The 24,551-nt window shown below is 69.7% G+C and carries 21 protein-coding genes; 4 read left to right on the forward strand and 17 right to left on the reverse strand.

The genetic code is table 11. From position 1 onward, the window contains the following. Nucleotides 1-11: 11 nt before the first annotated feature. Nucleotides 12-1,241, forward strand: coding sequence for a DUF349 domain-containing protein (locus ABCR94_RS20120; protein ID WP_347120921.1), 1,230 nt, complete (start codon nt 12-14; stop codon nt 1,239-1,241). A 76-nt stretch (nt 1,242-1,317) separates the two neighbouring features. On the opposite strand, the gene ABCR94_RS20125 is transcribed toward ABCR94_RS20120, so the two are convergent. The 15 genes from ABCR94_RS20125 to pgsA form a co-directional block, all read right to left on the reverse strand. Beyond that, on the reverse strand, nt 1,318-4,026 hold the full coding sequence (locus ABCR94_RS20125; RefSeq protein ID WP_347120922.1) for a RelA/SpoT family protein: 2,709 nt from the start codon (nt 4,024-4,026) through the stop codon (nt 1,318-1,320). Between the two features lie 159 nt (nt 4,027-4,185). Further along, entirely contained in the window at nt 4,186-4,725 is a 540-nt protein-coding gene (locus ABCR94_RS20130; RefSeq protein WP_347120924.1) for an adenine phosphoribosyltransferase, read from the reverse strand. After that, nucleotides 4,722-5,852, reverse strand: a complete 1,131-nt coding sequence (gene secF / locus ABCR94_RS20135) for a protein translocase subunit SecF (RefSeq protein ID WP_347120926.1) — start codon at nt 5,850-5,852, stop codon at nt 4,722-4,724. Before secF ends, ABCR94_RS20130 begins: the two co-directional genes overlap by 4 nt. Before the next feature lies 1 nt (nt 5,853). After that, nucleotides 5,854-7,602, reverse strand: coding sequence for a protein translocase subunit SecD (secD, locus tag ABCR94_RS20140; RefSeq protein ID WP_347120928.1), 1,749 nt, complete (start codon nt 7,600-7,602; stop codon nt 5,854-5,856). A gap of 143 nt (nt 7,603-7,745) precedes the next feature. After that, a complete protein-coding gene (yajC, locus tag ABCR94_RS20145) occupies nt 7,746-8,243 on the reverse strand; it encodes a preprotein translocase subunit YajC (protein WP_347120929.1) in 498 nt (165 codons plus the stop codon). 165 nt (nt 8,244-8,408) lie between these two features. Further along, nucleotides 8,409-9,476, reverse strand: coding sequence for a Holliday junction branch migration DNA helicase RuvB (gene ruvB, locus ABCR94_RS20150; protein ID WP_347120931.1), 1,068 nt, complete (start codon nt 9,474-9,476; stop codon nt 8,409-8,411). Nucleotides 9,477-9,493: 17 nt separating this feature from the next. After that, nucleotides 9,494-10,123, reverse strand: coding sequence for a Holliday junction branch migration protein RuvA (gene ruvA, locus ABCR94_RS20155; protein ID WP_347120933.1), 630 nt, complete (start codon nt 10,121-10,123; stop codon nt 9,494-9,496). Next, nucleotides 10,120-10,665: a crossover junction endodeoxyribonuclease RuvC gene (gene ruvC / locus ABCR94_RS20160; protein ID WP_347120935.1), complete on the reverse strand. Its 546-nt coding sequence runs from the start codon at nt 10,663-10,665 to the stop codon at nt 10,120-10,122. The genes ruvA and ruvC overlap by 4 nt, the downstream gene beginning before the upstream one ends. Before the next feature lie 122 nt (nt 10,666-10,787). After that, nucleotides 10,788-11,540 carry a YebC/PmpR family DNA-binding transcriptional regulator gene (locus ABCR94_RS20165; protein ID WP_347120936.1) on the reverse strand — a complete coding sequence of 251 codons (753 nt, stop codon included), beginning with the start codon at nt 11,538-11,540 and terminating at the stop codon, nt 10,788-10,790. A 62-nt stretch (nt 11,541-11,602) separates the two neighbouring features. Further along, entirely contained in the window at nt 11,603-12,196 is a 594-nt protein-coding gene (gene pdxT / locus ABCR94_RS20170) for a pyridoxal 5'-phosphate synthase glutaminase subunit PdxT (protein WP_347120937.1), read from the reverse strand. Between the two features lie 6 nt (nt 12,197-12,202). Then, nucleotides 12,203-13,111: a pyridoxal 5'-phosphate synthase lyase subunit PdxS gene (pdxS, locus tag ABCR94_RS20175; protein ID WP_347120938.1), complete on the reverse strand. Its 909-nt coding sequence runs from the start codon at nt 13,109-13,111 to the stop codon at nt 12,203-12,205. A gap of 191 nt (nt 13,112-13,302) precedes the next feature. Then, nucleotides 13,303-13,848, reverse strand: a complete 546-nt coding sequence (locus tag ABCR94_RS20180; protein ID WP_347120940.1) for a hypothetical protein — start codon at nt 13,846-13,848, stop codon at nt 13,303-13,305. Nucleotides 13,849-14,060: 212 nt separating this feature from the next. Next, complete coding sequence (locus ABCR94_RS20185; RefSeq protein ID WP_347120941.1) at nt 14,061-15,224, reverse strand: glycosyltransferase family 4 protein; 1,164 nt, start codon at nt 15,222-15,224, stop codon at nt 14,061-14,063. Next, nucleotides 15,221-16,150 (reverse strand): phosphatidylinositol mannoside acyltransferase, encoded by a 930-nt coding sequence (locus tag ABCR94_RS20190; RefSeq protein WP_347121366.1) that lies wholly within the window; start codon nt 16,148-16,150, stop codon nt 15,221-15,223. The genes ABCR94_RS20185 and ABCR94_RS20190 overlap by 4 nt, the downstream gene beginning before the upstream one ends. Before the next feature lie 5 nt (nt 16,151-16,155). Beyond that, on the reverse strand, nt 16,156-16,812 hold the full coding sequence (gene pgsA, locus ABCR94_RS20195; RefSeq protein WP_347120942.1) for a phosphatidylinositol phosphate synthase: 657 nt from the start codon (nt 16,810-16,812) through the stop codon (nt 16,156-16,158). Between the two features lie 248 nt (nt 16,813-17,060). On the opposite strand from pgsA, the gene ABCR94_RS20200 reads away from it, so the two are divergent. Next, nucleotides 17,061-19,259, forward strand: a complete 2,199-nt coding sequence (locus ABCR94_RS20200) for an elongation factor G-like protein EF-G2 (protein WP_347120943.1) — start codon at nt 17,061-17,063, stop codon at nt 19,257-19,259. A gap of 166 nt (nt 19,260-19,425) precedes the next feature. After that, a complete protein-coding gene (locus ABCR94_RS20205; RefSeq protein ID WP_521977388.1) occupies nt 19,426-21,084 on the forward strand; it encodes an AbeC-like domain-containing protein in 1,659 nt (552 codons plus the stop codon). Nucleotides 21,085-21,097: 13 nt separating this feature from the next. Here ABCR94_RS20205 and ABCR94_RS20210 read toward each other — a convergent pair whose 3' ends face one another. Then, on the reverse strand, nt 21,098-21,670 hold the full coding sequence (locus tag ABCR94_RS20210) for an HIT family protein (protein WP_347120945.1): 573 nt from the start codon (nt 21,668-21,670) through the stop codon (nt 21,098-21,100). A gap of 65 nt (nt 21,671-21,735) precedes the next feature. Here ABCR94_RS20210 and ABCR94_RS20215 point away from each other — a divergent pair, with 65 nt between their 5' ends. After that, nucleotides 21,736-22,410: a potassium channel family protein gene (locus ABCR94_RS20215; protein WP_347120947.1), complete on the forward strand. Its 675-nt coding sequence runs from the start codon at nt 21,736-21,738 to the stop codon at nt 22,408-22,410. A gap of 103 nt (nt 22,411-22,513) precedes the next feature. On the opposite strand, the gene thrS is transcribed toward ABCR94_RS20215, so the two are convergent. Next, on the reverse strand, nt 22,514-24,490 hold the full coding sequence (gene thrS / locus ABCR94_RS20220) for a threonine--tRNA ligase (protein ID WP_347120948.1): 1,977 nt from the start codon (nt 24,488-24,490) through the stop codon (nt 22,514-22,516). Nucleotides 24,491-24,551: the final 61 nt, after the last annotated feature.

Here is a 24,551-nt window from a genome sequence, read left to right on the forward strand (position 1 = left end):
GAGGAGGCGCTGTGAGCAGCGACCCGTGGGGCCGTGTCGACGAGACCGGCACCGTGTACGTGCGTACGGCCGATGGCGAGAAGGTCGTCGGATCCTGGCAGGCGGGCTCTCCCGAGGAGGCCCTGGCCTACTTCGAGCGCAAGTACGAGGGCCTGGTTGTCGAGATCGGCCTCCTCGAACGGCGGGTGAAGACCACCGACCTGTCGGCCAAGGACGCGCAGACCGCGATCGACCACCTGCGCCAGCAGGTGGTCGAGCATCACGCGGTCGGCGACCTCGACGTGCTGAGCAAGCGCCTCGACGCGCTCGTCGACACGGTCGAGTCGCGCCGCGAGGAGCGCAAGGCCCAGAAGGCGAAGCAGACCGACGAGGCGAAGCACGCCAAGGAGGCTCTGGTCGTCGAGGCCGAGGAGCTGGCGCAGAGCGAGCAGTGGCGGTCGGCCGGCGAGCGGCTGCGGGCGCTGGTGGACATCTGGAAGGGCCTGCCCAGGCTCGACCGGAAGTCCGACGACGAGCTGTGGCACCGCTTCTCGCATGCCCGCTCGGCGTTCTCCAAGCGGCGCAAAGCCCACTTCGCCTCGCTGGACGCGCAGCGCGAAGAGGCCCGTAAGGCCAAGGAGAAGCTGGTCGTCGAGTCCGAGGCGCTGTCCGGCTCCACGGACTGGGTGACGACCGCGGCCCGCTATCGCGATCTGATGACCGAGTGGAAGGCCGCGGGCCGCGCCCAGCGCGAGGCCGAGGACGATCTGTGGAACCGCTTCCGCGGCGCCCAGGATGTCTTCTTCGCCGCGCGCAGCGAGGTCTTCGCGGAGCGCGACGCGGAGCAGTCCGAGAACCTCAAGCTCAAGGATGAGCTCGCGATCGAGGCCGAGAAGCTGATGCCGGTGAAGGACCTGAAGGCGGCCAGGGCCGCGTTCCGTTCCCTCAACGAGCGCTGGGAGGCCATCGGTCATGTGCCGCGTGACGCCCGCCCGAAGGTCGAGGGCCGGATGCAGGCGGTGGAGCGGGTTCTCCTGGAGACCGAGGAGACCGAGTGGCGCCGTACGAACCCTGAGGCGCGTGCCCGCGCCGCGGGTCTGACCGGCCAGCTCCAGGACGCCGTCGACAAGCTGCGTACGCAGATCGACGCGGCCCGCGCCTCGGGCAACAACTCCAAGGCCGACAAGCTCGCCCGTGAGCTCGAAGGCCGCCAGGCGCTGCTCGACCAGGCGCTCAAGGGCCTGGAGGAGTTCGGCGGCTGAACAGCCGAACCCCCGCATGCATGAGGCGGCCCCGGTACGGAAATCCGTACCGGGGCCGCCTCATGTGCTGTCCGCCCTACGGCCTGCGGGCCGAGGTCACGCGGTAGACGTCGTAGACGCCCTCCACACCGCGGACCGCCTTCAGGACATGACCGAGGTGCTTGGGGTCGCCCATCTCGAAGGTGAAGCGCGAGGTGGCCACCCGGTCGCGGGACGTCTGGACGGCCGCCGACAGGATGTTGACGTGCTGGTCGGACAGGACGCGGGTGACGTCCGAGAGCAGCCGGGACCGGTCCAGCGCCTCCACCTGGATGGCGACCAGGAACACCGAGGACTGGGTCGGGGCCCATTCGACCTCAAGCATGCGCTCGGGCTCCTTGGACAGGGAGTCGACGTTGACGCAGTCGGCGCGGTGCACCGATACGCCGCTGCCCCGGGTGACGAAGCCAATGATGGGGTCGCCGGGAACCGGCGTACAGCAGCGGGCCAGCTTGACCCACACGTCGTCGACGCCCTTGACCACGACGCCCGGGTCGGCGTTGGCCCGGCGCTTGCTGCGGCCCTGCGAGGGCGGCGAGCTCTCCGCGATGTCCTCGTTGGCGGCGTCCTCGCCACCGAGCGCCTGCACCAGTTTCTGCACGATGCTCTGCGCGGTGACATGGCCTTCACCGATCGCCGCGTACAGCGAGGAGATGTCGTTGTAGCGCATCTCGTGCGCGAGGGTGACGAGCGAGTCGCCGGTGAGGATGCGCTGGATCGGCATGTTCTGTTTGCGCATGGCCCGCGCGATGGCGTCCTTGCCCTGCTCGATCGCCTCGTCGCGGCGCTCCTTGGAGAACCACGCGCGGATCTTGTTCCTGGCCCGCGGCGACTTGACGAAGCCCAGCCAGTCGCGGGACGGGCCGGCCCCCGCCGCCTTGGAGGTGAAGACCTCCACCAGGTCGCCGTTGTCGAGGGTCGATTCGAGCGGTACGAGCCGCCCGTTGACCCGCGCCCCTATGGTCCGGTGGCCGACCTCGGTGTGCACGGCGTACGCGAAGTCGACGGACGTGGCGCCGGCCGGCAGCGCTATGACATCGCCCTTGGGCGTGAAGACGAAGACCTCGTTGCGCGAGAGGTCGAAGCGCAGGGACTCCAGGAACTCGCTGGGGTCCTCGGTCTCCTTCTGCCAGTCGAGCAGCTGCCGCAGCCAGGCCATGTCATTGACCGTGTCCTGGCCCCGGCCGGTGTTCTTCGGTACGTCGGTACGCACCTTGGAGACACCGGCGGAAGGCTCCTGCTTGTACTTCCAGTGCGCGGCGATGCCGTACTCGGCGCGGCGGTGCATGTCGAACGTACGGATCTGCAGCTCGACGGGCTTGCCGCTGGGCCCGATCACGGTCGTGTGCAGCGACTGGTACATGTTGAACTTGGGCATCGCGATGTAGTCCTTGAACCGGCCGGGGACCGGATTCCATCGCGCGTGCACCGTGCCGAGGGCGGCGTAACAGTCGCGGACCGTGTCGACAAGTACACGAATCCCCACCAGGTCGTAGATCTCGGCGAAGTCGCGGCCTCGCACGATCATCTTCTGGTAGACGCTGTAGTAGTGCTTGGGCCGCCCGGTGACGGTGGCCTTGATGCGGGCGGCGCGCAGGTCGGACTGGACCTCGTCGGTCACTATGGCGAGGTACTCGTCGCGCTTGGGCGCCCGCTCGGCGACGAGCCGCACGATCTCGTCGTACATCTTGGGGTAGAGGATCGCGAAGGCGAGGTCCTCCAGCTCCCATTTGATGGTGTTCATGCCCAGGCGGTGGGCCAGCGGCGCGTAGATCTCAAGGGTCTCGCGGGCCTTCTTCTCCTGCTTCTCCCGCTTGAGATAGCGCATGGTGCGCATGTTGTGCAGCCGGTCGGCGAGCTTGATGACCAGGACGCGCGGGTCCTTGGCCATGGCGACGACCATTTTGCGTACGGTCTCGGCCTGTGCGGCCTCGCCGAACTTGACCTTGTCCAGCTTGGTGACGCCGTCGACCAGCAGCGCCACCTGGTCGCCGAAGTCGCGGCGCAGCGTGTCCAGGCCGTACTCGGTGTCCTCGACGGTGTCGTGCAGCAGGCCCGCCATCAGCGTCGCCGGGTCCATGCCGAGCTCGGCGAGAATGGTGGTGACGGCCAGCGGGTGGGTGATGTACGGGTCGCCGCTCTTGCGCTTCTGGCCCCGGTGCCAGCGCTCGGCGACCTGGTAGGCCCGCTCGATCTGACGCAGGGTGGTGGTCTCGATCTTCGGGTCGTTGCTGCGCACTATGCGCAGCAACGGCTCCAGGACCGGGTTGTACGGGCTGGTGCGCTGTACGCCGAGGCGGGCGAGCCTGGCCCGGACGCGGTTGGACGAGCCGCCGCCGGTGCGCGGGGCGGAGCCCTGGGCCGGCTTGGGGTCGGAGGCGGGAGTGACGCCGCTGGCCTGCTCGGGGGTGGCCTTGGGCTGCTGGGGCGCGGGCTCGGCCTTAGCGGGCTCGGCCTTGGCGGGCTCGGCCTTAGCGGGCTCGGCGGCCCGGGTTGCCCCGGCGGCCTTGGCGCTGTCGGCGTTCGCGGCCGGCTCGGCGGCCTTCGCCGCACCGGTGTCGCCGGAGGGCTCGCTCGTCCCGATCGCCCTGGGGGGCTCCGTGGCACTGGTCTCGGCGGGAGCGCCGCTCTCCGCGGGCGTGACCGGGCCTGCCGCGGCCCGGTCGGCCTGCTTGGGGCCGGGCTGCGCGGCTGCGGGGTCCCCCGGACGGGCACTGGGGGAGAGTGGCTGGGCCTCGTCTGGCAAGAGCGCTCCTCGTGCGGATCCGGGTCCCCCGGTCAGGCCCGGAGAACCCATGGTAACGATCCCTGGCTTCGCCTTCGCCCGGGGCCGGGGGCTGCGGGGACGTGAGAGGCGGGCCACGGGATTGCCCCCGGGCCCGCCTCTTACGTACATCAGTGCAGGTCAGACGGTGATCAGGGTCTCCAGCGGTGCCCCCTTGAGGGCCCCTTCCAGCCGGGCTCGGCCGTTCAGGAAGCCGAGCTCCATGAGCACGGCCACGCCTGCCACCTGGGCACCGGCCCGCCGGACGAGCTCCAGCGAGGCCCCGGCGGTGCCGCCGGTGGCGAGCACGTCGTCAATGATCATGACGCGGTCCTCCGCGGCCAGGTCCTCGGCGTGGATCTCCATCTCGGCGGTGCCGTACTCCAGCTCGTACACCTGCGAGAGCGTCGCCCCGGGCAGCTTCCCCGCCTTGCGCACGGGGATGAATCCCAGGCCGGCGCGGATCGCGACCGGCGCGGCCAGGATGAAGCCGCGTGCCTCCAGGCCGACGACCTTGGTGGCGCCGTGCCGTACGCACAGCTCCGCCAGGGCGTCGGTCAGGGCCGTGAACGCCTCCGGGTCCGCGAGCAGGGGGGTGATGTCCTTGAACATCACGCCCGGCTTCGGATAGTCCGGAACGTCCCGGATGCGGCTGAGCAGGAGCTCCTGGGTGCTGGTCATCGCCGCTTGCCCGTGGGCTTGCCGCGACCACGGGGGCCGCGGTCGGAGGGCCGCTGACCGACGACCGCACCGGCCGGCGCGGCGTCACCCTCGACCCGGTCCTGTGGCTCGGCCGAGCCGTCGGCCCGGTCCGAACCTTCGGCCGACTCGCCCTTGGCCGCCGCGGCGGCCCGCTTGGCGAGCACGCGCTTCTTCAGGGCCTTCATCTGCGGGTCGCGTTCCTTGAGGTCGGCGACGAGCGGAGTGGCGATGAAGATCGACGAGTACGCGCCGGCGGCGAGGCCGACGAACAGCGAGAGCGAGATGTCGTTGAGCATGCCCGCGCCGAGCACACCGCCACCGATGAACAGCAGGCCCGCCACCGGGAGCAGCGCCACGATGGTGGTGTTGATGGAACGCACCAGCGTGCCGTTGAGGCTCCGGTTGGCGATCTCGCTGTACGTCCAGCGGGTCTGCTTGGTGATGTCCTTGGACCCCTCCTTGAGTCCGTCGAAGACGACGACGGTGTCGTAGAGGGAGTAACCAAGGATCGTCAACAGGCCGATCACCGTGCCCGGTGTGACCTCGAAGCCCACCAGTGCGTACACACCGACGGTGATGGTGAGGTCGTGGATCAGGGCGATGAGGGCGGCGACGGCCATCCGCCACTCGAAGGCGATGGCCAGATAGATCACCACCAGCACCATGAAGATCGCGAGGCCGGTCCAGGCCTTGTTGGCGATCTGCTCACCCCAACTGGGGCCGACCAGCTCGGCGTTGATCTTGTCGGCCGGGACGTCCAGGTCCTTGGCGAGCGCGTCCTGGACCGGGGTGGCGGTGGCGGTGTCCAGACCACTGATCTGGATCCGCATGCCGCCGTTGCCCAGCTCCTGGACGATCACTTCGTGCCCGGACGCCTTCTCGGCGTCCTCCTGGACCTTCGCGACGGACAGGCTCGTCTTGGGCGTGGTGAAGACGGCACCGCCCTCGAACTCGATGCCCATGGTCAGGCCGCGCACCGCCAGACCGACGATGGCCGTGATGGTGATCAGGATCGAAAGGCCGTACCAGATCATCCGCTTGCCGACGAAGTCGTAACCGACCTCACCGCGGTAGAGCCGGGCGCCGAGGCTGCCGAGTCGCGACATCTCAGGCCTCCTTCGGGTCGGTGGGGGCGGAGGCGCGACGGGTACGGCGAAGCGGGGGCTGGACGCCGAGCCGCTTCGGGTCCAGGCCGGACCACGGGTGACCCCGGCCGAAGAACTCCGTGCGGGCCAGCAGCGTCATCAGCGGCTTGGTGAAGAGGAACACCACGACCACGTCGAGCAGAGTGGTCAGGCCGAGAGTGAACGCGAAGCCCTGCACCTTGCCGACGGTCACGGCGAACAGCACCGCGGCGGCGAGGAACGACACGAAGTCCGAGACCAGGATGGTGCGTCGGGCGCGCGGCCAGGCGCGCTCGACGGCCGGCTTGAGGGTGCGGCCCTCGCGGATCTCGTCACGGATGCGTTCGAAGTAGACGATGAACGAGTCCGCGGTGATACCGATCGCAACGATCGCACCACACACCGCGGGCAGGTTCAGCGCGAACCCGATGCCAGGACCGAGCAGCGTCATGATCGCGTAGGTGAGGATCGCCGAGACGATGAGGCTCACGATCGCGACGAACGCCAGGCCCCGGTAGTACGCCAGCAGGTAGATGATGACGAGGACCAGCCCGATCGCACCGGCGATCAGACCGGCTTCCAGCTGGTCGCCGCCGAGCGCCGCGGTGACCGTGGTGACGGTCTCCTCGTGGAACGTGAGCGGCAGCGCGCCGTACGACAGGATGTTCGCCAGCTCCTGGGCGGACTCCTGGGTGAAGCTGCCGGAGATCTCGGCGTTGGCGCTCAGAGTCTGGTTGACCGAGGGGGCCGAGACGACCTCACCGTCGAGGACGATGGCGAACTGGTTCTGCGGGGGCTGCTGCTGCGACAGCTTGCTGGTGATGTCCGAGAACTTCTTGGACCCGCCGCTGGTGAACTCCATGTTCACCTTCCACTGGCCACCGCGCTGGGTGTCCAGCTCGGCGCTGGCGTCGTCGACGTCCTTGCCGTTGACGGCGGCCGGACCCAGGATGTACTTCTCCCACTGGTTCTGGCTGTTCTTGCCACAGGCGAGCGTCGGGTCCTCGGGCTTGACGCCCTTACCGGCCTTGCTCCGCGCGACCTTGTCGGCGCAGTTCAGGGCGGTGAACTTCTTCCCGAGCTCCGCTGCCGCCGGGTCCGCGGCGGGCGTGCCGGAGGGCTCGGGGGTCTTCGATCCGCTGGCCTTGGGGGACGGCGTCTCGTCCTTCTTGAGCGCGTCGGTGACGGCGCGGCCCTGGGACGTCGGGGTCGCGGAGGGCGTGGACTTGCCGTCCGTGGCCTTGTCCTTGTCGGGGGCCTTGTCCTTGTCGCCGGCCGTGGCGCCCGGGGACGGGCTGCCCGAGGGCTTGGGCGCGGGAACACCGGCGTCGAGCGTCAGCACGGGCCGGAAGTAGAGCTGAGCGGTGGTACCGACCTGCTCCCGGGCCTGTCGCTCGTTGGATCCCTTGGGGATGTTGACAACAATGTTGTCGGTGCCCTGGGTCTGTACCTCGGCCTCGGAAACACCCAGACCATTGACACGGCTTTCGATGATGCTGACGGCAGTGTCCATGTTGGTCTTGTTGACCGCGTTGGGCTTGCCGGGCTCGCTCTGGGCCTTGAGCGTGATGCTCGTACCGCCGGCGAGGTCGATGCCCAGGCGCGGCTTGGTGTGGCCGGACCAGAGCATGCCGCCGGTGAGCACGACCAGGATGATCAAGATCAGAGCCAGGGCGCGCCCTGGCTTGCCCGGAGCCCCCGCGGGCCTACGGCCCTTCTTCGGTGCTGCCACCTTTTCGTTTCTCCCTGTCCAACCGCCCCGCGCTGGGTGAGCGCTCGGGCGGCCACGAAGTGTGTGAGGCCCTGCCCCGCGGAAGTCGACACGATCCGGGGACCGGGGTACGCCGGTGGGCGCTCCACGGTCCCCCTACGTGACTACTTCTTCGCGTCGCTCTCGCCGTCGGCCTTCTTGTCCTTCGGCTCGTCGACGGCCGGCTCGTCGGTGACCGGCTGGTCGGTGACCGCGACCGCTTCGGCGTCGTCCGTCTCGGGCTTCTTGCTGAGGTCGATGTGCGCGACGTCGTCGTCCGAGGAGTCGGTCAGCGAGGAAGCGTCGTCCGGCACGACCGGGCTCTCGGCCTCGATGTCGGGGTCGCCGTGGACGATGCGGTTGTACTCCTCGTCGGAGAGGACCGCACCGACCGAGTTCTTCGCGTAGAGGGCGTGCACGCCGGGTGCGACCTCAAGGAGGATCGTGTCGTCGTGCACCTCCTTGACGGTGGCGTACATGCCACCGATCGTCCGGATGCCGGTGCCGGGCTGCATCTCGTTGCGCATCTGCGCAGCCGCCTGCTGCTTCTTCTTGGCGGACCGGGTCATCAGGAACATGGCCCCGATGAGCACGATGAAGGGGAGGAGGGTCACGATACTCACGGGACGGAACTTCCTTCGCACGACCGCACAGATGGACGGCCTGATATACGGGGGTGGGCGTGCCGACCTGGAAGGGCGGCATCGGCGGAGTCTAAGCGAGTCCGCATCAATGGAACAACGCCCAGCATGGCACCGTGGTTCCTGCCCCGGCCACCCTCCGCGCCGTCACGCCCTGAAGAGGCCCGGTTGTCCGCTTCCGCCCTGCCCCTGCTGCGGCGGTACGAGCCCCAGATGCGCCCAGGCCGCGGGTGTCGCCACCCGCCCGCGCGGGGTGCGGGCCAGCAGCCCTTCCCGTACGAGGAACGGCTCGGCCACCTCTTCGACCGTCTCGCGCTCCTCCCCCACCGCCACCGCCAGCGTGGACAGGCCCACCGGGCCGCCGCCGAAGAGCTTGAGCAGCGCGATCAGGACCGCGCGGTCCAGGCGGTCGAGGCCGCGGTGGTCGACCTCGTACACCTTCAGGGCGGCCCTGGCGATGTCCCTGACGATGAAGCCGTCGGCCTTGACCTGGGCGTAGTCCCGGACGCGGCGCAGCAGGCGGTTGGCGATACGGGGGGTGCCGCGGGAGCGTCCAGCGATCTCGGCGGCGCCCTCCGTGTCGATCTCCACGTCGAGGAGGCGCGCGGAGCGGTGGATGACACGCTCCAGCTCGGACGGCTCGTAGAACTCCATGTGCGCGGTGAAGCCGAAACGGTCGCGCAGCGGGGGCGGCAGCAGGCCGGCCCTGGTGGTGGCGCCGACGAGGGTGAAAGGCGGCAGTTCGAGGGGGATGGCGGTGGCGCCGGGGCCCTTGCCGACGATGACGTCGACCCGGTAGTCCTCCATCGCCATGTAGAGCATTTCTTCCGCCGGGCGGGACATCCGGTGGATCTCGTCGAGGAAGAAGACCTCGCCCTCCTGGAGGGAGGAGAGGATCGCGGCGAGGTCACCCGCGTGCTGGATGGCGGGTCCTGAGCTGATGCGGATCGGCGCGTTCATCTCCGCCGCGATGATCATCGAGAGTGTGGTTTTGCCGAGTCCCGGGGCGCCGGAGAGCAGCACATGGTCCGCGGTGGCGCCGCGCGCCCTGGCCGCCCGCAGGACCAGGTCGAGCTGCTCACGGACCTTTTCCTGGCCCACGAACTCGTCGAGGTCCTTGGGGCGCAGCGCGGCCTCGACGGCCTGCTCCTCGCCGTCGGTGCCGGAGTCGACCAGGCGCTGGTCGGTCTCGGGTCCGGTCTCGTCCCAGTTCATGAGTGTGGATCTCTCGGTCAGCGGGCGCGGTTGAGGGTCTGGAGTGCGGCGCGCAGCAGCTGCGGTACGGGAGGCTGGACGCCCTCGGCGAGCGCGGCCTCGGCCTGCGGCGCGACCGCGGCCACCGCCTCTTCGGCCTCGCGTGAGGCGTAGCCGAGGCCGACCAGGGCGGCCTGCAGCTGCTCGCCCCACGGGGCGGGGCCGGTCGCGATGCGCTGGGCGCCGAGGTGCCCGCCGGTGCCGAGCGGGGCGCCGAGGCGGTCCTTGAGCTCGATGAGGAGCTTCTGCGCGCCCTTCTTGCCGATGCCCGGCACGGCGGTGAGCGCCCTTTCGTCGGCGGTCGACACGGCGAGGCGCAGGGCGTCCGGCGAGTGCACAGCGAGCATGGCCTGGGCCAGCCGCGGGCCGACGCCGCTCGCGGTCTGGAGCAGCTCGAAGACCTGGCGCTCGTCGTCGTCGACGAAGCCGTAGAGGGTGAGGGAGTCCTCCCGTACGACCAGGGAGGTCGCGAGTCTCGCCTCCTGGCCCATGCGCAGGGTGGACAGCGTGTTGGGCGCGCACTGGACGGCCATGCCGATGCCGCCGACCTCGATGACGGCGGTGTTCGGGGAGAGTGCGGCTACCTGGCCGCTGACAAACGCGATCATCGCGTGGCCTTCCGTACGGGGATGCGGGGCGCGCGGGCTGCGGCATGCGCCTGCTGGAGTCGGGTGAGCGCGGGGGCGCGCCAGATGTGGCAGATGGCGAGCGCGAGGGCGTCGGCGGCGTCGGCCGGCTTGGGGGGCGCGTCGAGCCGCAGCAGCCGGGTCACCATCGCGCCGACCTGGGCCTTGTCGGCCCGGCCGCTGCCGGTGACCGCCGCCTTGACCTCGCTGGGTGTGTGCAGTGCGACGGGCAGGCCGCGGCGGGCGGCGCAGAGCATCGCGATCGCGCTGGCCTGGGCGGTGCCCATGACCGTACTCACGTTGTGTTGGCTGAACACCCGCTCCACGGCGACGAATTGTGGCTGATATTCGTCGAGCCACTGCTCGATTCCGCACTCGATGGCCACCAGCCGGTCCCCCAGCTCCGCGTCCGCCGACGTACGCACGACACCGACCCCGAGCATCTTCAGGGGACGGCCCGCGACACCTTCGACCACACCGACACCGCACCGGGTCAACCCCGGGTCCACGCCCAGCACACGCACGCCACCCCTCCCTTCGATCACCTGTTTGTGCAGGCTATCGGCTACCAGTGACAAAGCGGCGGGCCGACGGGTGTGTCCCGTCGACCCGCCGCCGCTGCGTGCGATTCCCCTGTGGAGAGGGGTCAGGCGTCGACCTTCTCCATGACTTCGTCCGAGACGTCGAAGTTGGCGAAGACGTTCTGCACGTCGTCGCTGTCCTCCAGCGCGTCGATCAGCTTGAAGATCTTCCGCGCGCCGTCCTCGTCGAGCTCGACCTGCATGGTCGGCACGAAGCTGGCGTCCGCCGAGTCGTAGTCGATACCGGCGGCCTGGAGCGCGGTACGGACCGCGACCAGGTCGGTGGCCTCGCTGAGCACCTCGAAGGACTCACCGAGGTCGTTGACCTCCTCGGCGCCCGCTTCCAGGACAGCGCCGAGGACGTCGTCCTCGGACTGGTCGCCCTTGGGGACGATCACGATGCCCTTGCGGTGGAAGAGGTACGAGACCGAACCGGGGTCGGCCATCGAGCCGCCGTTGCGGGTCATGGCGACCCGTACGTCGGAGGCCGCGCGGTTGCGGTTGTCGGTGAGGCACTCGATGAGCACCGCGACACCGCTCGGGCCGTACCCCTCGTACATGATCGTCTGGTAGTCGACACCGCCCGCTTCAAGACCGCCGCCGCGCTTGACCGCGGAGTCGATGTTCTTGTTCGGGACGGAGCTCTTCTTCGCCTTCTGAACGGCATCGACGAGCGTCGGGTTGCCCTCGGGGTCGATGCCACCGGTGCGCGCCGCGACCTCGATGTTCTTGATCAGCTTCGCGAAGAGCTTGCCGCGCTTGGCATCGATCACGGCCTTCTTGTGCTTCGTCGTAGCCCATTTAGAGTGGCCGGACATCCGCCTGTCTCCTTCGCGTCACCAATTCTGCTGCGTTCGGCAGAGATCCTACCGGGATCCCGTCAGCGTACGGCCAGGACCATGTCGGTAAACAGGTGGTGCACCCGGTGGTCGCCCGTCAGTTCGGGGTGGAACGACGTCGCGAGGGCGTTGCCCTGCCTTACGGCGACGATGTGACCGTTGTGCTCGGCGAGCACCTCGACCTCGGCGCCGACCGACTCCACCCACGGGGCGCGGATGAAGACGCCCTCGACGGGGCCGCCTTCGATGCCCGCGACGTCGACGGACGCCTCGAACGATTCGTTCTGCCGTCCGAAGGCGTTGCGGCGCACAATCATGTCGATGCCGCCGAACGTCTCCTGCTCGGAGCGCGGGTCGAGGATCTTGTCGGCCAGCATGATCAGCCCGGCGCAGGTGCCGTAGACCGGCAGCCCGCCCGCGATGCGCTCACGCAGCGGCTCCCGCATCCCGAACAGGGCGGCCAGCTTGGACATGGTGGTGGACTCGCCGCCGGGGATCACCAGACCGTCGAGCTCGGCGAGTTCTTCGGGGCGCCGGACCGGCCTGGCCGTGGCGTCGGCCACGGCCAGGGCGATCAGGTGCTCCTGTACGTCGCCCTGGAGAGCCAGGACGCCGATCACAGGGTTGCTGCGCATCAGGGACTACCAGCCACGGTTCGCGTAGCGCTCGGACTCGGGGAGGGTGTCGCAGTTGATGCCGACCATGGCCTCGCCCAGGTTCCGCGACGCCTCAGCGATGATCTTCGGGTCGTCGTAGAAGGTGGTGGCCTTCACGATGGCGGCGGCGCGCTTGGCCGGGTCGCCGGACTTGAAGATGCCGGAGCCGACGAAGACGCCCTCGGCGCCGAGCTGGCGCATCAGCGCAGCGTCGGCGGGGGTGGCCACGCCGCCCGCGGAGAAGAGGACGACCGGGAGCTTGCCGAGCTCGGCGACTTCCTTCACCAGTTCGTAGGAGGCGCGCAGCTCCTTGGCTGCGGCGTACAGCTCGTTGTTGTCGTAGCCGCGCAGCTTGGCGATCTCGTTCTTGATCTGGCGCAGGTGGCGGACGGCCTCGACGACGTTGCCGGTGCCGGCCTCACCCTTGGAGCGGATCATGGCCGCGCCCTCGGTGATACGACGCAGGGCCTCACCCAGGTTGGTGGCGCCACACACGAACGGGGTCGTGAAGGCGAACTTGTCGGCGTGGTTGACCTCGTCGGCCGGGGTCAGGACCTCGGACTCGTCGATGTAGTCGACACCGAGGGACTGCAGGACCTGGGCCTCGACGAAGTGGCCGATCCGGGACTTGGCCATGACGGGGATCGACACGGCCTCGATGATCTCTTCGATCATGTTCGGGTCGGACATCCGGGCCACGCCGCCGTCCTTGCGGATGTCGGCGGGTACGCGCTCCAGCGCCATGACCGCCACGGCGCCCGCGTCCTCGGCGATCTTGGCCTGCTCGGCATTGACGACGTCCATGATGACGCCGCCCTTGAGCTGCTCGGCCATGCCGCGCTTGACGCGCGCGGTGCCGGTCTCGGGGGCCTGGGGGGTGTTGGTGCTGGACACGGTCGACCTCACTCGGTGAAAAAATAGCGGGAGTTTCTGCACTGCGGATTACTGCACCGCGGTTCCTGCACCCCGAGACAACCCCGGCCGACCAGTCCACTGCAAGAGCCAATAGGTACCCGGTGGATCGTTTTGGCTACGTACCGGGCCATGAGCCGGACCTACGTGACGGACCTACGTGCCGGGCCTGCCTACGTGCCGGGCCTGTCCGCGAGCGCCACCGGCGGCTCGTCGTCCATCTCGAAGGCGAGGGGGAAGGGCGCGTGGCCGGCCAGCCGGAGCCAGCGGACCGTGCGGTGGCGGCGCAGCGCCCTGGCGGAGCCGACGGTGTCGTTGAGGAAGCGCCGGGCCATCGGGACGCGGCGAACGGCCGCGGCCAGCTCACCGGCGGCCTCTTCGCCACCGGGCACTTCCTTGATGGCTTCCATCTGCGCCGTCTCGCCGAAGACCGCCCGCAGCGCCTGGCTGAGCTCGCTCTCCGCGACCTCGCGCTGATCCTCCTCCGCCTGCCGGGCGGCGTGCGCGGCCTGATGGAGGACGATCGAGGCGGCCGGGTCGAGCACGCCGGAGGTGGCCAGCTCCTGGGTGACCGAGGCGCGGCGCAGCAGCTGGGCGTCGAGCCCGGCACGCGAAGCGTCGATACGGGCATGCAGGCGGTCGAGGCGGCCTGCGGTCCAGCTGAGGTAGAGCCCAATCGCGAAGAGGGCTACGACGATCCAGATCAGAGTTGCGGTCACAGGCCGCAACGCTACCGGGACGCGGCGGGCCCCCGCCCGGCCGGGCGGTCCCGGCGCCCGGGGAGGGCGCCGGTGTGGCCTCCGGGCGGAGCACGGGCCCGGGTGCGGCAGCCTCCCGAGACCCTCGCAACCGGCATACGCAGCGGCCGGTGCCGCACCCCGCCACCGCGGTCACGCGGGGCGGCGGGGTTCCCGTGCCCCACCGCCGGTGGTCAGTCCCGGGCCAGGCCGAAGCGGGACCGGAGTCCTGGTCGCTCGTCCGTGGCCACGACCGAAGCCGCCCCGTCGGTCACCGTCTCGTACACCGCCAGGATGTCCGCTGCGACCGTCAGCCAGTCGAAGCGGCGCACATGCACCGCGCCCCGCTCCCGGAGCTCCGCGAGCCGCTGCGGGTCACCCAGTAGGCGTACGGCGGCCGAAGCCAGCGCGTCCTCGTCCTCGTTGGCGAACAGTTCGCCCGCCGCGCCCTGGTCCAGGACCTGCGCGAAGGCGTCCAGGTCGCTCGCGAGCACCGGCGCGCCCGCCGACATCGCCTCCACCAGGATGATGCCGAAGCTCTCGCCGCCGGTGTTGGGCGCGATGTACAGGTCGACGCTGCGCAGCAGCCGCGCCTTGTCCTCGTCGCTCACCATCCCGAGGAACTCGACGCGCGAACGCATCTCCTTGGGCAGCGAGGCAACCGCTTCCTCCTCGTCACCGCGCCCTGCGATCAGCAGCCGCGTGGCCGGCCGCTCCGCGAGGATCTTGGGGAGCGCCCTCATCAGGACGGGCAGCCCCTTGCGCGGTTCGTCGATGCGGCCGACGAACCCGATGGTCTGCCCCTGCCACTCGGCCTTGGGCTCGGCCTTCGCGAAGAAGTCGACATCAACACCGTTGGGGATGACGACCGCGTCCCCACCGAGGTGCTCCACCAGAGTCCGTCGCGCGTACTCGCTCACCGCGATCCGGGCGCTGATCTTCTCCAGCGCGGGCTGGAGCATCGGGTACGCGGCGGCCAGCAGCCGCGCCCGCGGGTTGGACGTGTGGAACGTCGCGACGATCGGTCCCCGCGCCGCCCAGCAGCTCAGCAGCGCGAGCGAGGGTGTGGTCGGCTCGTGGATGTGCAGCACGTCGAACGTGCCGTCGTGCAGCCAGCGCCGTACCCGTGCCGCGGCCAGGAAGCCGAAGTTCATCCGGGCCACCGCGCCGTTGTACCGCACCGGAATGGCCCGGCCGGCCGCCACGACGTACGGCGGCACCACGGTCTCGTCGTCGGCGGGAGCCAGCACGGAGACCTCGTGGCCGAGCCCGATGAGGTGCTCGGCGAGGTCGCGGATGTGGAATTGGACGCCGCCCGGTACGTCCCACGAGTACGGGCAGACGATGCCGATCTTCACTCGCGCTCCCCGCCGGGACCCTTGTCGGAGCCCTCCTCGGACAGGTCCGCGAGCCACAGTCGTTGCAGCATGTGCCAGTCCTCCGGGTGCTCGGCGATTCCGGTGGCGAATACATCGGCCACCGCCTGCGTCATTCCGGACGTCTTCTCCGCCCGGGTACCAATTTCGGGTACTGCCACCGGGGGGTGAATCCGGCCACGCATGATCGTTCCGTCGTACCAGAGAGTGACAGGCAGCAGCGCCGCGCCGGTGTGCTGGGCGAGCATCGCCGGTCCTGCGGGCATCCGCGCGCTCTCGCCGAAGAACTTCACCTCCACGCCCGATGAGGACAGGTCCCGGTCCGCGACCAGGCAGACCAGACCGCCCGACCGCAGCCGCCGGGCGAGCGTCCCGAAGGCGCTGCCGCCGGTGTGCGGGAGGACCTCCATGCCGAGACCCTCGCGGTAGGCGACGAACCGGTCGTAGAGCGTCTCGGGCTTGAGGCGCTCGGCGACCGTGGTGAAGGGCACGCCGACCTGGGTGGTGGCCCAGGCGCCCGCCAGGTCCCAGTTGGCCAGGTGCGGCAGTGCGACGACCACGCCCCGGCCGGCCGCGAGGCCGTCCTCAAGGTGGTGGACATCCTTGATTTGCACATCGGTGCCGATCCGCTGCTTGCTCCAGGCAGGCAGCCGGAATGACTCCATCCAGTAGCGCATGTACGAGCGCATACCGGCCCGGGACAGCGCGAGCAGGTGCTCGGGGCTCGCGTCGGGCACTACCCGGGCGAGGTTGGACTCCAGCCGCAGCACGCTCTTGCCGCGTCGCTTCCACGCCGTGTCGGCGATCTTGCGCCCGAGGGCGACGGACACCGGCTCGGGAAGCTTCTTCACGGTGGCCCAGCCGAGCCCGTACAGCGAACCGACCAGCCGCTCCTTCGCGGCGCTCAGACCACTCATGACGTCGCCTCGCTCCCGCTCGCGGAGTCCGCCTCCGCGGACTCCCGGCGCACGGTCACGACCCGCTGCCCGAGGGTCACCAGACTGCCCACGGCGACGGCCCACAGGGCGATCGGCAGCAGGATGTCGATGCCCGGCACCCCGAAGTCGTGCAGCCCCGCGAGACCGGCGGCGACGAGGGTGATGACGAGCCGCTCGGCCCGCTCCACCAGACCGTTGACGGCGACCGGCAGGCCGATCGATTCGCCGCGTGCCTTGGTGTAGGAGACGACCTGGCCGCTGGCCAGGCAGAAGATGGCGACGGCGCACAGCACGTTGTTGTCGCCCGAGCCCGCGTACCAGAGCGCGATCCCGCCGAAGACGGTGGAATCGGCGACCCGGTCGAGCGTGGAGTCGAGGAAGGCGCCCCAGCGGCTCGAAACACCGGCCTGGCGCGCCATGTTGCCGTCGACGAGGTCGGAGAAGACGAAGAGCGTGATGACGATCGTGCCCCAGAAGAACTCTCCCCTGGGGAAGAAGACCAGCGCGCCCGCCATCACTCCGGCCGTCCCGATGAGGGTGACCGCGTCCGGGCTCACCCCGCGCCGGAGCAGAAATGCAGCAAACGGTGTGAGGACACGCGTGAAGAATGCACGCGCGTACTTGTTCAGCATGGCCTTCCCGACGGTCGGTGGCCGGTGCGGCCCCTGTGGCCACCGGCTGGCCCATCGTAGCCACGACCGCGCGGCTCCACCGCCGGGGCACCGGCCGGCCGACGATCGCGTACGACGTATGGACGCACCGCGACCCGAGTGGAAAGCTCAAAAGACCGCGGGCGTCACCGGTGCCGCCACGCCGCTGCGGCTCCCGACAGGTCCGCGCCCTCTGTCCTCACCGTGCACGGAACAGGGAGGCAAGGTTCATGGGCGACAAGGCGAACGCACACTCCGGGGCCGCCGGCAGGGCAACGGCGGCCGACCGGCCGTCATCCATCAGGAACGTGGTGCTGGTCGGCCACAGCGGATCGGGAAAGACGACCCTGGTCGAGGCCCTCGCGCTGGCAGCGCGAGCGGTCAACCGGGCGGGTCGGGTGGAGGACGGCGCGACCGTCTCCGACTACGACGAGATCGAACACCGGCAAGGTCGGTCGGTCCAGCTGTCGCTGGTCCCCGTCGAATGGGGTGGCATCAAGATCAATCTGCTGGACACTCCCGGATACGCCGACTTCGTCGGGGAGCTGAGGGCCGGTCTGCGGGCAGCGGACGCGGCCCTCTTCGTTGTCTCCGCGTCGGACGGCGTGGACGGCGCGACCCGGATGGTGTGGGAGGAGTGCGCCGCGGTGGGAATGCCGCGGGCCATCGTCGTCACCCACCTCGAAGCGGCCAGGTCCGACTTCGACGCCATGACGCGGGTCTGCGCGCAGGCCTTCGGCGGCGACGACCCCGACGCCGTACTGCCGCTGTACATCCCGCTGTACGGAGCCAGGGGAGCCGACGGGCACGCCCCGGTCGACGGACTGGTCGGGCTGCTCTCGCAGCGGGTCTTCGACTACTCCTCCGGGGAGCGCAAGGAGACCCCACCGGGCGAGGACCAGCTGCCGCGGATCGAGGAGGCCCGCAACCGGCTCATCGAGGGGATCATCGCCGAGAGCGAGGACGAGACCCTCATGGACCGCTATCTCGACGGCGAGGAGATCGACTACAAGACGCTCGTCGACGACCTGGAGCGGGCCGTCGCGCGCGGCACCTTCCATCCGGTGCTGGCCGCCGCGCCCGCGCCCGAGGGGGCCCGCGAGGGCCTGGGCACGATCGAGCTGCTCGAACTGATCACCGGCGGCTTCCCGACCCCGCTGGAGGGCGAGGCGCCCGAGGTCACCACCCCGCAGGGCGACGCCCGCCCGCCGGTCACCTGCGATCCGCAGGGGCCGCTGGTGGCCGAAGTGGTGAAGACTGCGTCCGACCCCTATGTCGGCCGGGTCAGCCTGGTCCGGGTCTTCTCCGGGACGCTGCGCCCGGACGAAATCGTGCATGTGTCGGGGCACGGCCTCACCGACCGCGGCCACGAGGACCACGATGTCGACGAGCGGATCGGCGCGCTCTCCTCCCCGTTCGGCAAACAGCAGCGCACCCTCAGCCACTGCATCGCGGGCGACATCGCGTGCGTCGCGAAACTGGCCCGCGCCGAAACCGGCGACACCCTGTCCGCCAAGGACAACCCGCTGCTGATGGAGCCCTGGAGCATGCCCGACCCGCTGCTGCCGCTGGCCATCGAGGCGCACAGCAAACCGGACGAGGACAAGCTCTCCCAGGGCCTTTCGCGGCTGGTCGCCGAGGACCCGACGATGCGTCTGGAGCAGAACCAGGACACCCGTCAGCTGGTGCTGTGGTGCCTGGGCGAAGCCCACCGCGACGTCGCCCTTGAGCGGCTGCGCAGCCGCTACGGCGTCCAGGTCGACGCCGTACCCCACAAGGTGTCGCTGCGCGAGACCTTCGGCGCGAGGTCGACGGGCCGGGGTCGGCACGTGAAGCAGTCCGGCGGGCACGGCCAGTACGCGATCTGCGAGATCGCGGTCGAACCGCTGCCCCCCGGCACCGGAATCGAATTCGTCGACAAGGTCGTGGGCGGATCGGTACCACGTCAGTTCATCCCGTCAGTGGAGAAGGGAGTGCGCGCGCAGGCCGGGCGCGGCATCGCGGCGGGCTATCCGCTCGTGGACGTACGCATCACTCTGCTCGACGGAAAGGCGCACTCGGTCGACTCGTCGGACGCGGCGTTCCAGACGGCGGGCGCGCTGGCGATGCGCGAGGCGGCGGCCGACGCGAGGATCAATCTGCTGGAACCGGTCGCCGAGGTGCTGGTGCTGGTGCCCGACCACTACGTCGGCCCGGTGATGAGCGACCTGTCGGGCCGCCGCGGCCGAGTGGTCGGAACCGAGCAGGCGGGACACGGTCGTACGCTCGTGCGGGCCGAGGTCCCGGAGATCGAGATCGGGCGGTACGCCGTCGACCTGCGGTCGGTCTCGCACGGCACCGGCCGGTTCAGCCGCAGCTACGCCCGGCATGAACCGATGCCGCCGCAACTGGCGGGCAAGATACGCGAACAGGCAGAAAAGGGAGCATAGTTGCGAGTGCCGCCCACCCAATTTCCTTGCGGTGGGCGGCATTGCACTGTCCGCTGACGGGCATGGGACACCCCGGATACGCTGTGATCCCAGCTCAGCAGGTGTGCGGGGGACGGCAGTCGGGAAAGGGCCGCAGCAGCGGTTGCGTGCGGCGATGGGGGCAGCAGTGGCGAACGACGTTTTCGACTTCTCACCGGGAGCTCAGATCCCGCTCCAGGGATCGGCGGGGCAGACCGCGGCGACGCACGCCCTCGCCTCGGCCGCGTACCGCGACAGCCCGCTCGACGAGATCCTCAAGGCCAACAGCGAGTGGCACAAGTCCGAGGTGAAGAAGGGCAGGCTCAGCCTCTTCGAGCCGAACCTCGGCGAGGCCTTCTCGCGCGCCGTGCAGGTACGGATGCTCGGCGGCGCCCGCAAGGCGCTCATCCAGTCCTTCGGCACCGAGCCGCAGACCGTCGTCGAGCACTGCCTCGCCGCCACCCGCATCCGCAAGGAGCGCGACACCAAACTCACCGGCGTCACGGTCGCCTTCGGGCTGGTCTTCCTGCCCGGACTGCTGATCTGGCTGGGTCTGTTCCAGCTGCGGCGCACGATCGCGGGATCCAAGGACAAGCGGGCCGGCGCACTCGCCACCGCGGCCCTGGTGGCCGTGGGCGGACTCGCCGTGATCTTCCTGATCAAGCTCCCCTTCACCGGGATGCTGGCCATCTACCTGCGGGCGATGGTCATCGCCCCGATCATCGGCTGGCTGTGGGCGAAGCAGATCGGCGAGTCCACCGCCAAGGACCTGCGGGCGCGCTGGCTGGCCCTCCTTGAGGGCGGCGGCGGCGTCGGCGCCAAGATCCCCGAGGCCGTCCCCAGGGACCCCAACGAATCCGCCGCCGAGCAGCTGCGCCAGTCGCTCGCCAAGCTCACTGCCGAGCAGCACAGCAACTCGGTCTTCTACGCGGGCCCCAAGGGAATACTGGGCATGGGCACCCGCTGGGGCAGCTGGCAGCTCGCGGAGGATCTCCACCCGCGGGAAGCCGGCAAGGAGATCCACGGCTTCCGCAGCTGGGACGTCATACGGGCGATCCACGACCAGCTCCGGCTGCTGGAGCGCGGCCCGCTGCACACCGGCGGCTTCCCCGCCCCGTCCGTACGCCACTGGATCGTCGCACCGGTCGGCGAGAACGCGGGCGAAGTGGCGAGGCCCGACGGCCAGAACGTGGACGCCTTCCAGATCAAGGGCCACGAGATACAGCGGATCTGCAACGAGCAGCAGTTCGGCGCAGGCAACCGGCACTACCTGGGTGTGCAGTTCACCCTCTGGGACGGCCAGTTGGTCATCACCATGCTGATCACCGTCACCGTGCTGCACGAGACCCTGCGCATCGAGGTCACGGGCCACGCGCTGGGTCCTGTGCACTCCCTGTTCACCACCAAGCCCAAGCCCAAGACCGTCACGGTCAGCAAGACGGTCAAGTTCTGGGAGACCACCGAGCGGAATCTGCCGCTGGTCGACGCCACCGAGGTGGTGCGCCTCGCCGTGCGGGCCCCGCTCACCTGGTTCCCGGCGGTCCTGGACTTCTTCGGAGGCAAGCTCACCCTGCCCGAACCCTTCGGCCTGCGGCACGCCTGGGCGGAGAAGCCCTGGCGTCACCGCTTCATGGCCGACGACGCGATGCGGGCCGCCGCGCCCGTGCTGCGCGTGGTGCACACGGCGGCCATCAGGGTCCTCGACGACCACGGCGTGGACACCGAGCGCTTCAGCAACCGCTCGCTGTTCCTCAGTGCCGGGGTCCAGGACCCGTCGCCGAGGAAGGCGGACCTCTACGACGCGTGAGGCGGGCCGGGTGTCAGGGGGTGTCCAGCCGGGCCACCCAGGCATCGGCCAGCATCTTGCGGGTGTCCCCCAGCAACTGCGGCAGCACCCTGGTGTGACCGACGATCGGCATGAAGTTCGTGTCCCCGCCCCAGCGCGGCACGACGTGCTGATGCAGATGCGCCGCGATACCGGCCCCGGCCACCGAGCCCTGGTTCATCCCGATGTTGAACCCCTGCGCACCGGAGGCCGCACGCAGCGCCTTCATCGCACGCTTGGTGAACTCACCGAGCTCGGCGGTCTCCGCCGCGTCCAGGTCCGTGTAGGCGGCGACATGCCGGTACGGGACGACCATCAGGTGACCGCCGTTGTACGGGTAGAGGTTCAGCACGGCGTACACGTGCTCGCCGCGCGCGATGACCAGGCCGTCCTCGTCGGACTTCGCCGGAATCGAGCAGAACGGGCAGCCGTCGCCGGCGCCCGGACCGGTCGGCTTGTTCTCCCCCTGGATGTACGCCATCCGGTGAGGCGTCCACAGGCGCTGGAACGCGTCCTGAGTCCCCACTCCCAGCTGCTGCTCCGGCTCAATCGTCATGGAGTGAAGCATATGACTTGACTCCCGGGGATCGTGTCGCCGGGGCGCTGCCCGGGGGCGACGGCCATGCTGGGCGGATGGACGCCGATCATGCCGCCGAAGCCGACAGCCGGGCGCAGCGCTGGGAGCAGCGCAGCGAGATCCCGCTGCTGGTGGCGTCGCTGCTCTTCCTGGCCGCGTACGCGGTCCGGGTCCTGGCCCACGGGCTGCCGCCGGCGTGGCAGAGCGTGTGCCTGGCCGTGACGGTTGGCACGTGGGCGGCCTTCGCACTCGACTATCTGGTGCGCTGGCGGCTGGACGGCCGGCGGCTGGGCTTCGTACGGGCGCACTGGCTCGACACCGTGGTGCTGGCGCTGCCGCTGCTGCGGCCACTGCGCATGGTGCGGGTCTACACGGCGGTGCAGCGCCGTCGCGCGCGGCCCCGGCTGAGCCTGCACACGCGCGTGATCACGTACGCGGGCCTGACGGCACTGCTGCTTGGCTTCGCCGGCGCGCTGACCGTCTACCAGCAGGAGCGCGGGGCGCCGGACGCCACGATCCGTACCTTCGGGGACGCGGCCTGGTGGACCTGCGCGACGCTGGCCACGGTGGGGTACGGGGACGTGGCACCGGTGACGCCGCTGGGGCGGCTGGTGGCGGCGGGTCTGATGGGCTGCGGGCTCGCGCTGCTTGGCGCGGTGACGGGGTCGTTCTCGTCCTGGCTGCTCCAGACGTTCGCGCGGGAGGGCGAGGACAGGCCCCCGGGGAGCTGATGCTTCCCGGGGGCCAGGACCCCCGCCTGCGCGGGGAACACAACTTCTGTCCGCTGTTCTGGATCTCGTGCATCGGACCACCCCCGCCTATGCGGGGCATCCATCACACCTGGACGCGGCGCTCCACCACATCAACGATCTCAGCGATCGCCTCGTCACGGGGGATCCCGTTCTTCTGCGACCCGTCGCGATAGCGGAAGGACACAGCGCCGTTCGCGACATCCTCGTCACCAGCAATGACCATGAACGGAACCTTCTGCTTCTGGGCGTTCCTGATCTTCTTCTGCATGCGGTCCGAGGAGGCGTCGACCTCGATCCGCAGGCCCTTCTTCTTCGCCTCGGCGGCGAACTCCTGGAGATAGGGCACGTGTGCGTCCCCGATCGGGATTCCAGTCGCCTGGACGGGCGCGAGCCACGCCGGGAACGCGCCCGCGTAGTGCTCAAGGAGCACTGCGAAGAAGCGCTCGATGGAGCCGAACAGCGCGCGGTGGATCATGACCGGCTGCTGCTTGCTGCCGTCCGCCGATGTGTACTCCAGGTTGAAGCGGTCCGGCAGGTTGAAGTCCAGCTGGATGGTCGACATCTGCCAGGTCCGGCCGATGGCATCCGTCGCCTGTACGGAGATCTTCGGGCCGTAGAACGCGGCGCCGCCCGGGTCGGGAACCAGCGGAAGCCCCTGCTTCTCGGCCACCTGGCGCAGGGTCTCGGTGGCCTCTTCCCAGGCCTCGTCGGACCCGACGAACTTCTCCGGGTCCTTGGTGGAAAGCTCCAGGTAGAAGTCGTTCAGGCCGTAGTCGCGCAGCAGGCCCAGGACGAAGGTGAGCGTCTTGTCGAGCTCCTCCGCCATCTGCTCCTTGGTGCAGTAGATGTGCGCGTCGTCCTGGGTGAAGCCACGGGCCCGGGTCAGGCCGTGCACGACGCCCGACTTCTCGTACCGGTACACGGTCCCGAACTCGAAGAGCCGCAGGGGCAGTTCACGGTAGGACCGGCCCCGCGCGTCGAAGATCAGGTTGTGCATGGGGCAGTTCATGGGCTTGAGGTAGTAGTCCGTGCCCTCGTCGAGCTGCATGGGCGGGTACATGCCGTCGGCGTACCAGTCCAGGTGGCCCGAGGTCTCGAAGAGCTTCCCCTTGGTGGCGTGCGGGGTGTAGACGAACTCGTACCCCTCCTCCTCGTGCCTGCGGCGCGAGTAGTCCTCCATGACCCGGCGGATGACGCCGCCCTTGGGGTGGAAGACCGCGAGGCCGGAGCCGATCTGCTCCGGGATGGAGAACAGGTCCAGCTCGCTGCCGAGCTTGCGGTGGTCGCGCTTCTCGGCCTCGGCGAGGAACTCCAGGTGCGCCTTCAGCTCTTCCTTCGACGGCCACGCGGTGCCGTAGATGCGCTGGAGCATCGGGTTCTTCTCGCTGCCGCGCCAGTACGCCGCGGCGTTGCGCATGAGCTTGAACGCTGGGATGTTGCGGGTGGTCGGCAGGTGCGGGCCTCGGCAGAGGTCCTTCCAGCACAGCTCGCCGGTCTTGGAGTCCAGGTTGTCGTAGATGGTCAGCTCACCGCCGCCCACCTCGACATTGGCGCCGTCGTCGGTCGAGGCAGACCCCTTGATGCCGATGAGCTCCAGCTTGTACGGCTCGGCCGCCAGCTCCTCGCGCGCGGCCTCGTCGGTGACGACGCGGCGCGAGAACTTCTGCCCCCGCTTCTGGATCTCCTGCATCCGCTTTTCGACGGCTTTGAGATCCTCGGGGGTGAACGGCTTCTCGACGTCGAAGTCGTAGTAGAAGCCGTCCTTGACCGGCGGTCCGATGCCGAGCTTGGCGTCCGGGAAGAGATCCTGCACGGCCTGGGCCATGACGTGCGCGGCGGAGTGGCGCAGGATGTTCAGGCCGTCCGGGGAGGAGATCTCGACCGGCTCGACCTCCTCGCCGTCCCCGACGACGTACGCCAGGTCCTTGAGCTCGCCGGCCACGCGGGCGGCGACGACGGTGCGCTCACCGGGGAAGAGCTCGGCCGCCGTAGTGCCCGTGGTCACCACCCGCTCTTCCCGCTCGGAATCACGTTGGATGAACACACGGACGTCTGACACCGGTCACTCCTGACTGAGGGGGCCGCGCATAAGTTGCTACGCGCGCAGTGGCTAATCCTAA

This window comes from Streptomyces changchenzhani (genome assembly GCF_039766235.1).
Lineage (GTDB): Bacteria > Actinomycetota > Actinomycetes > Streptomycetales > Streptomycetaceae > Streptomyces.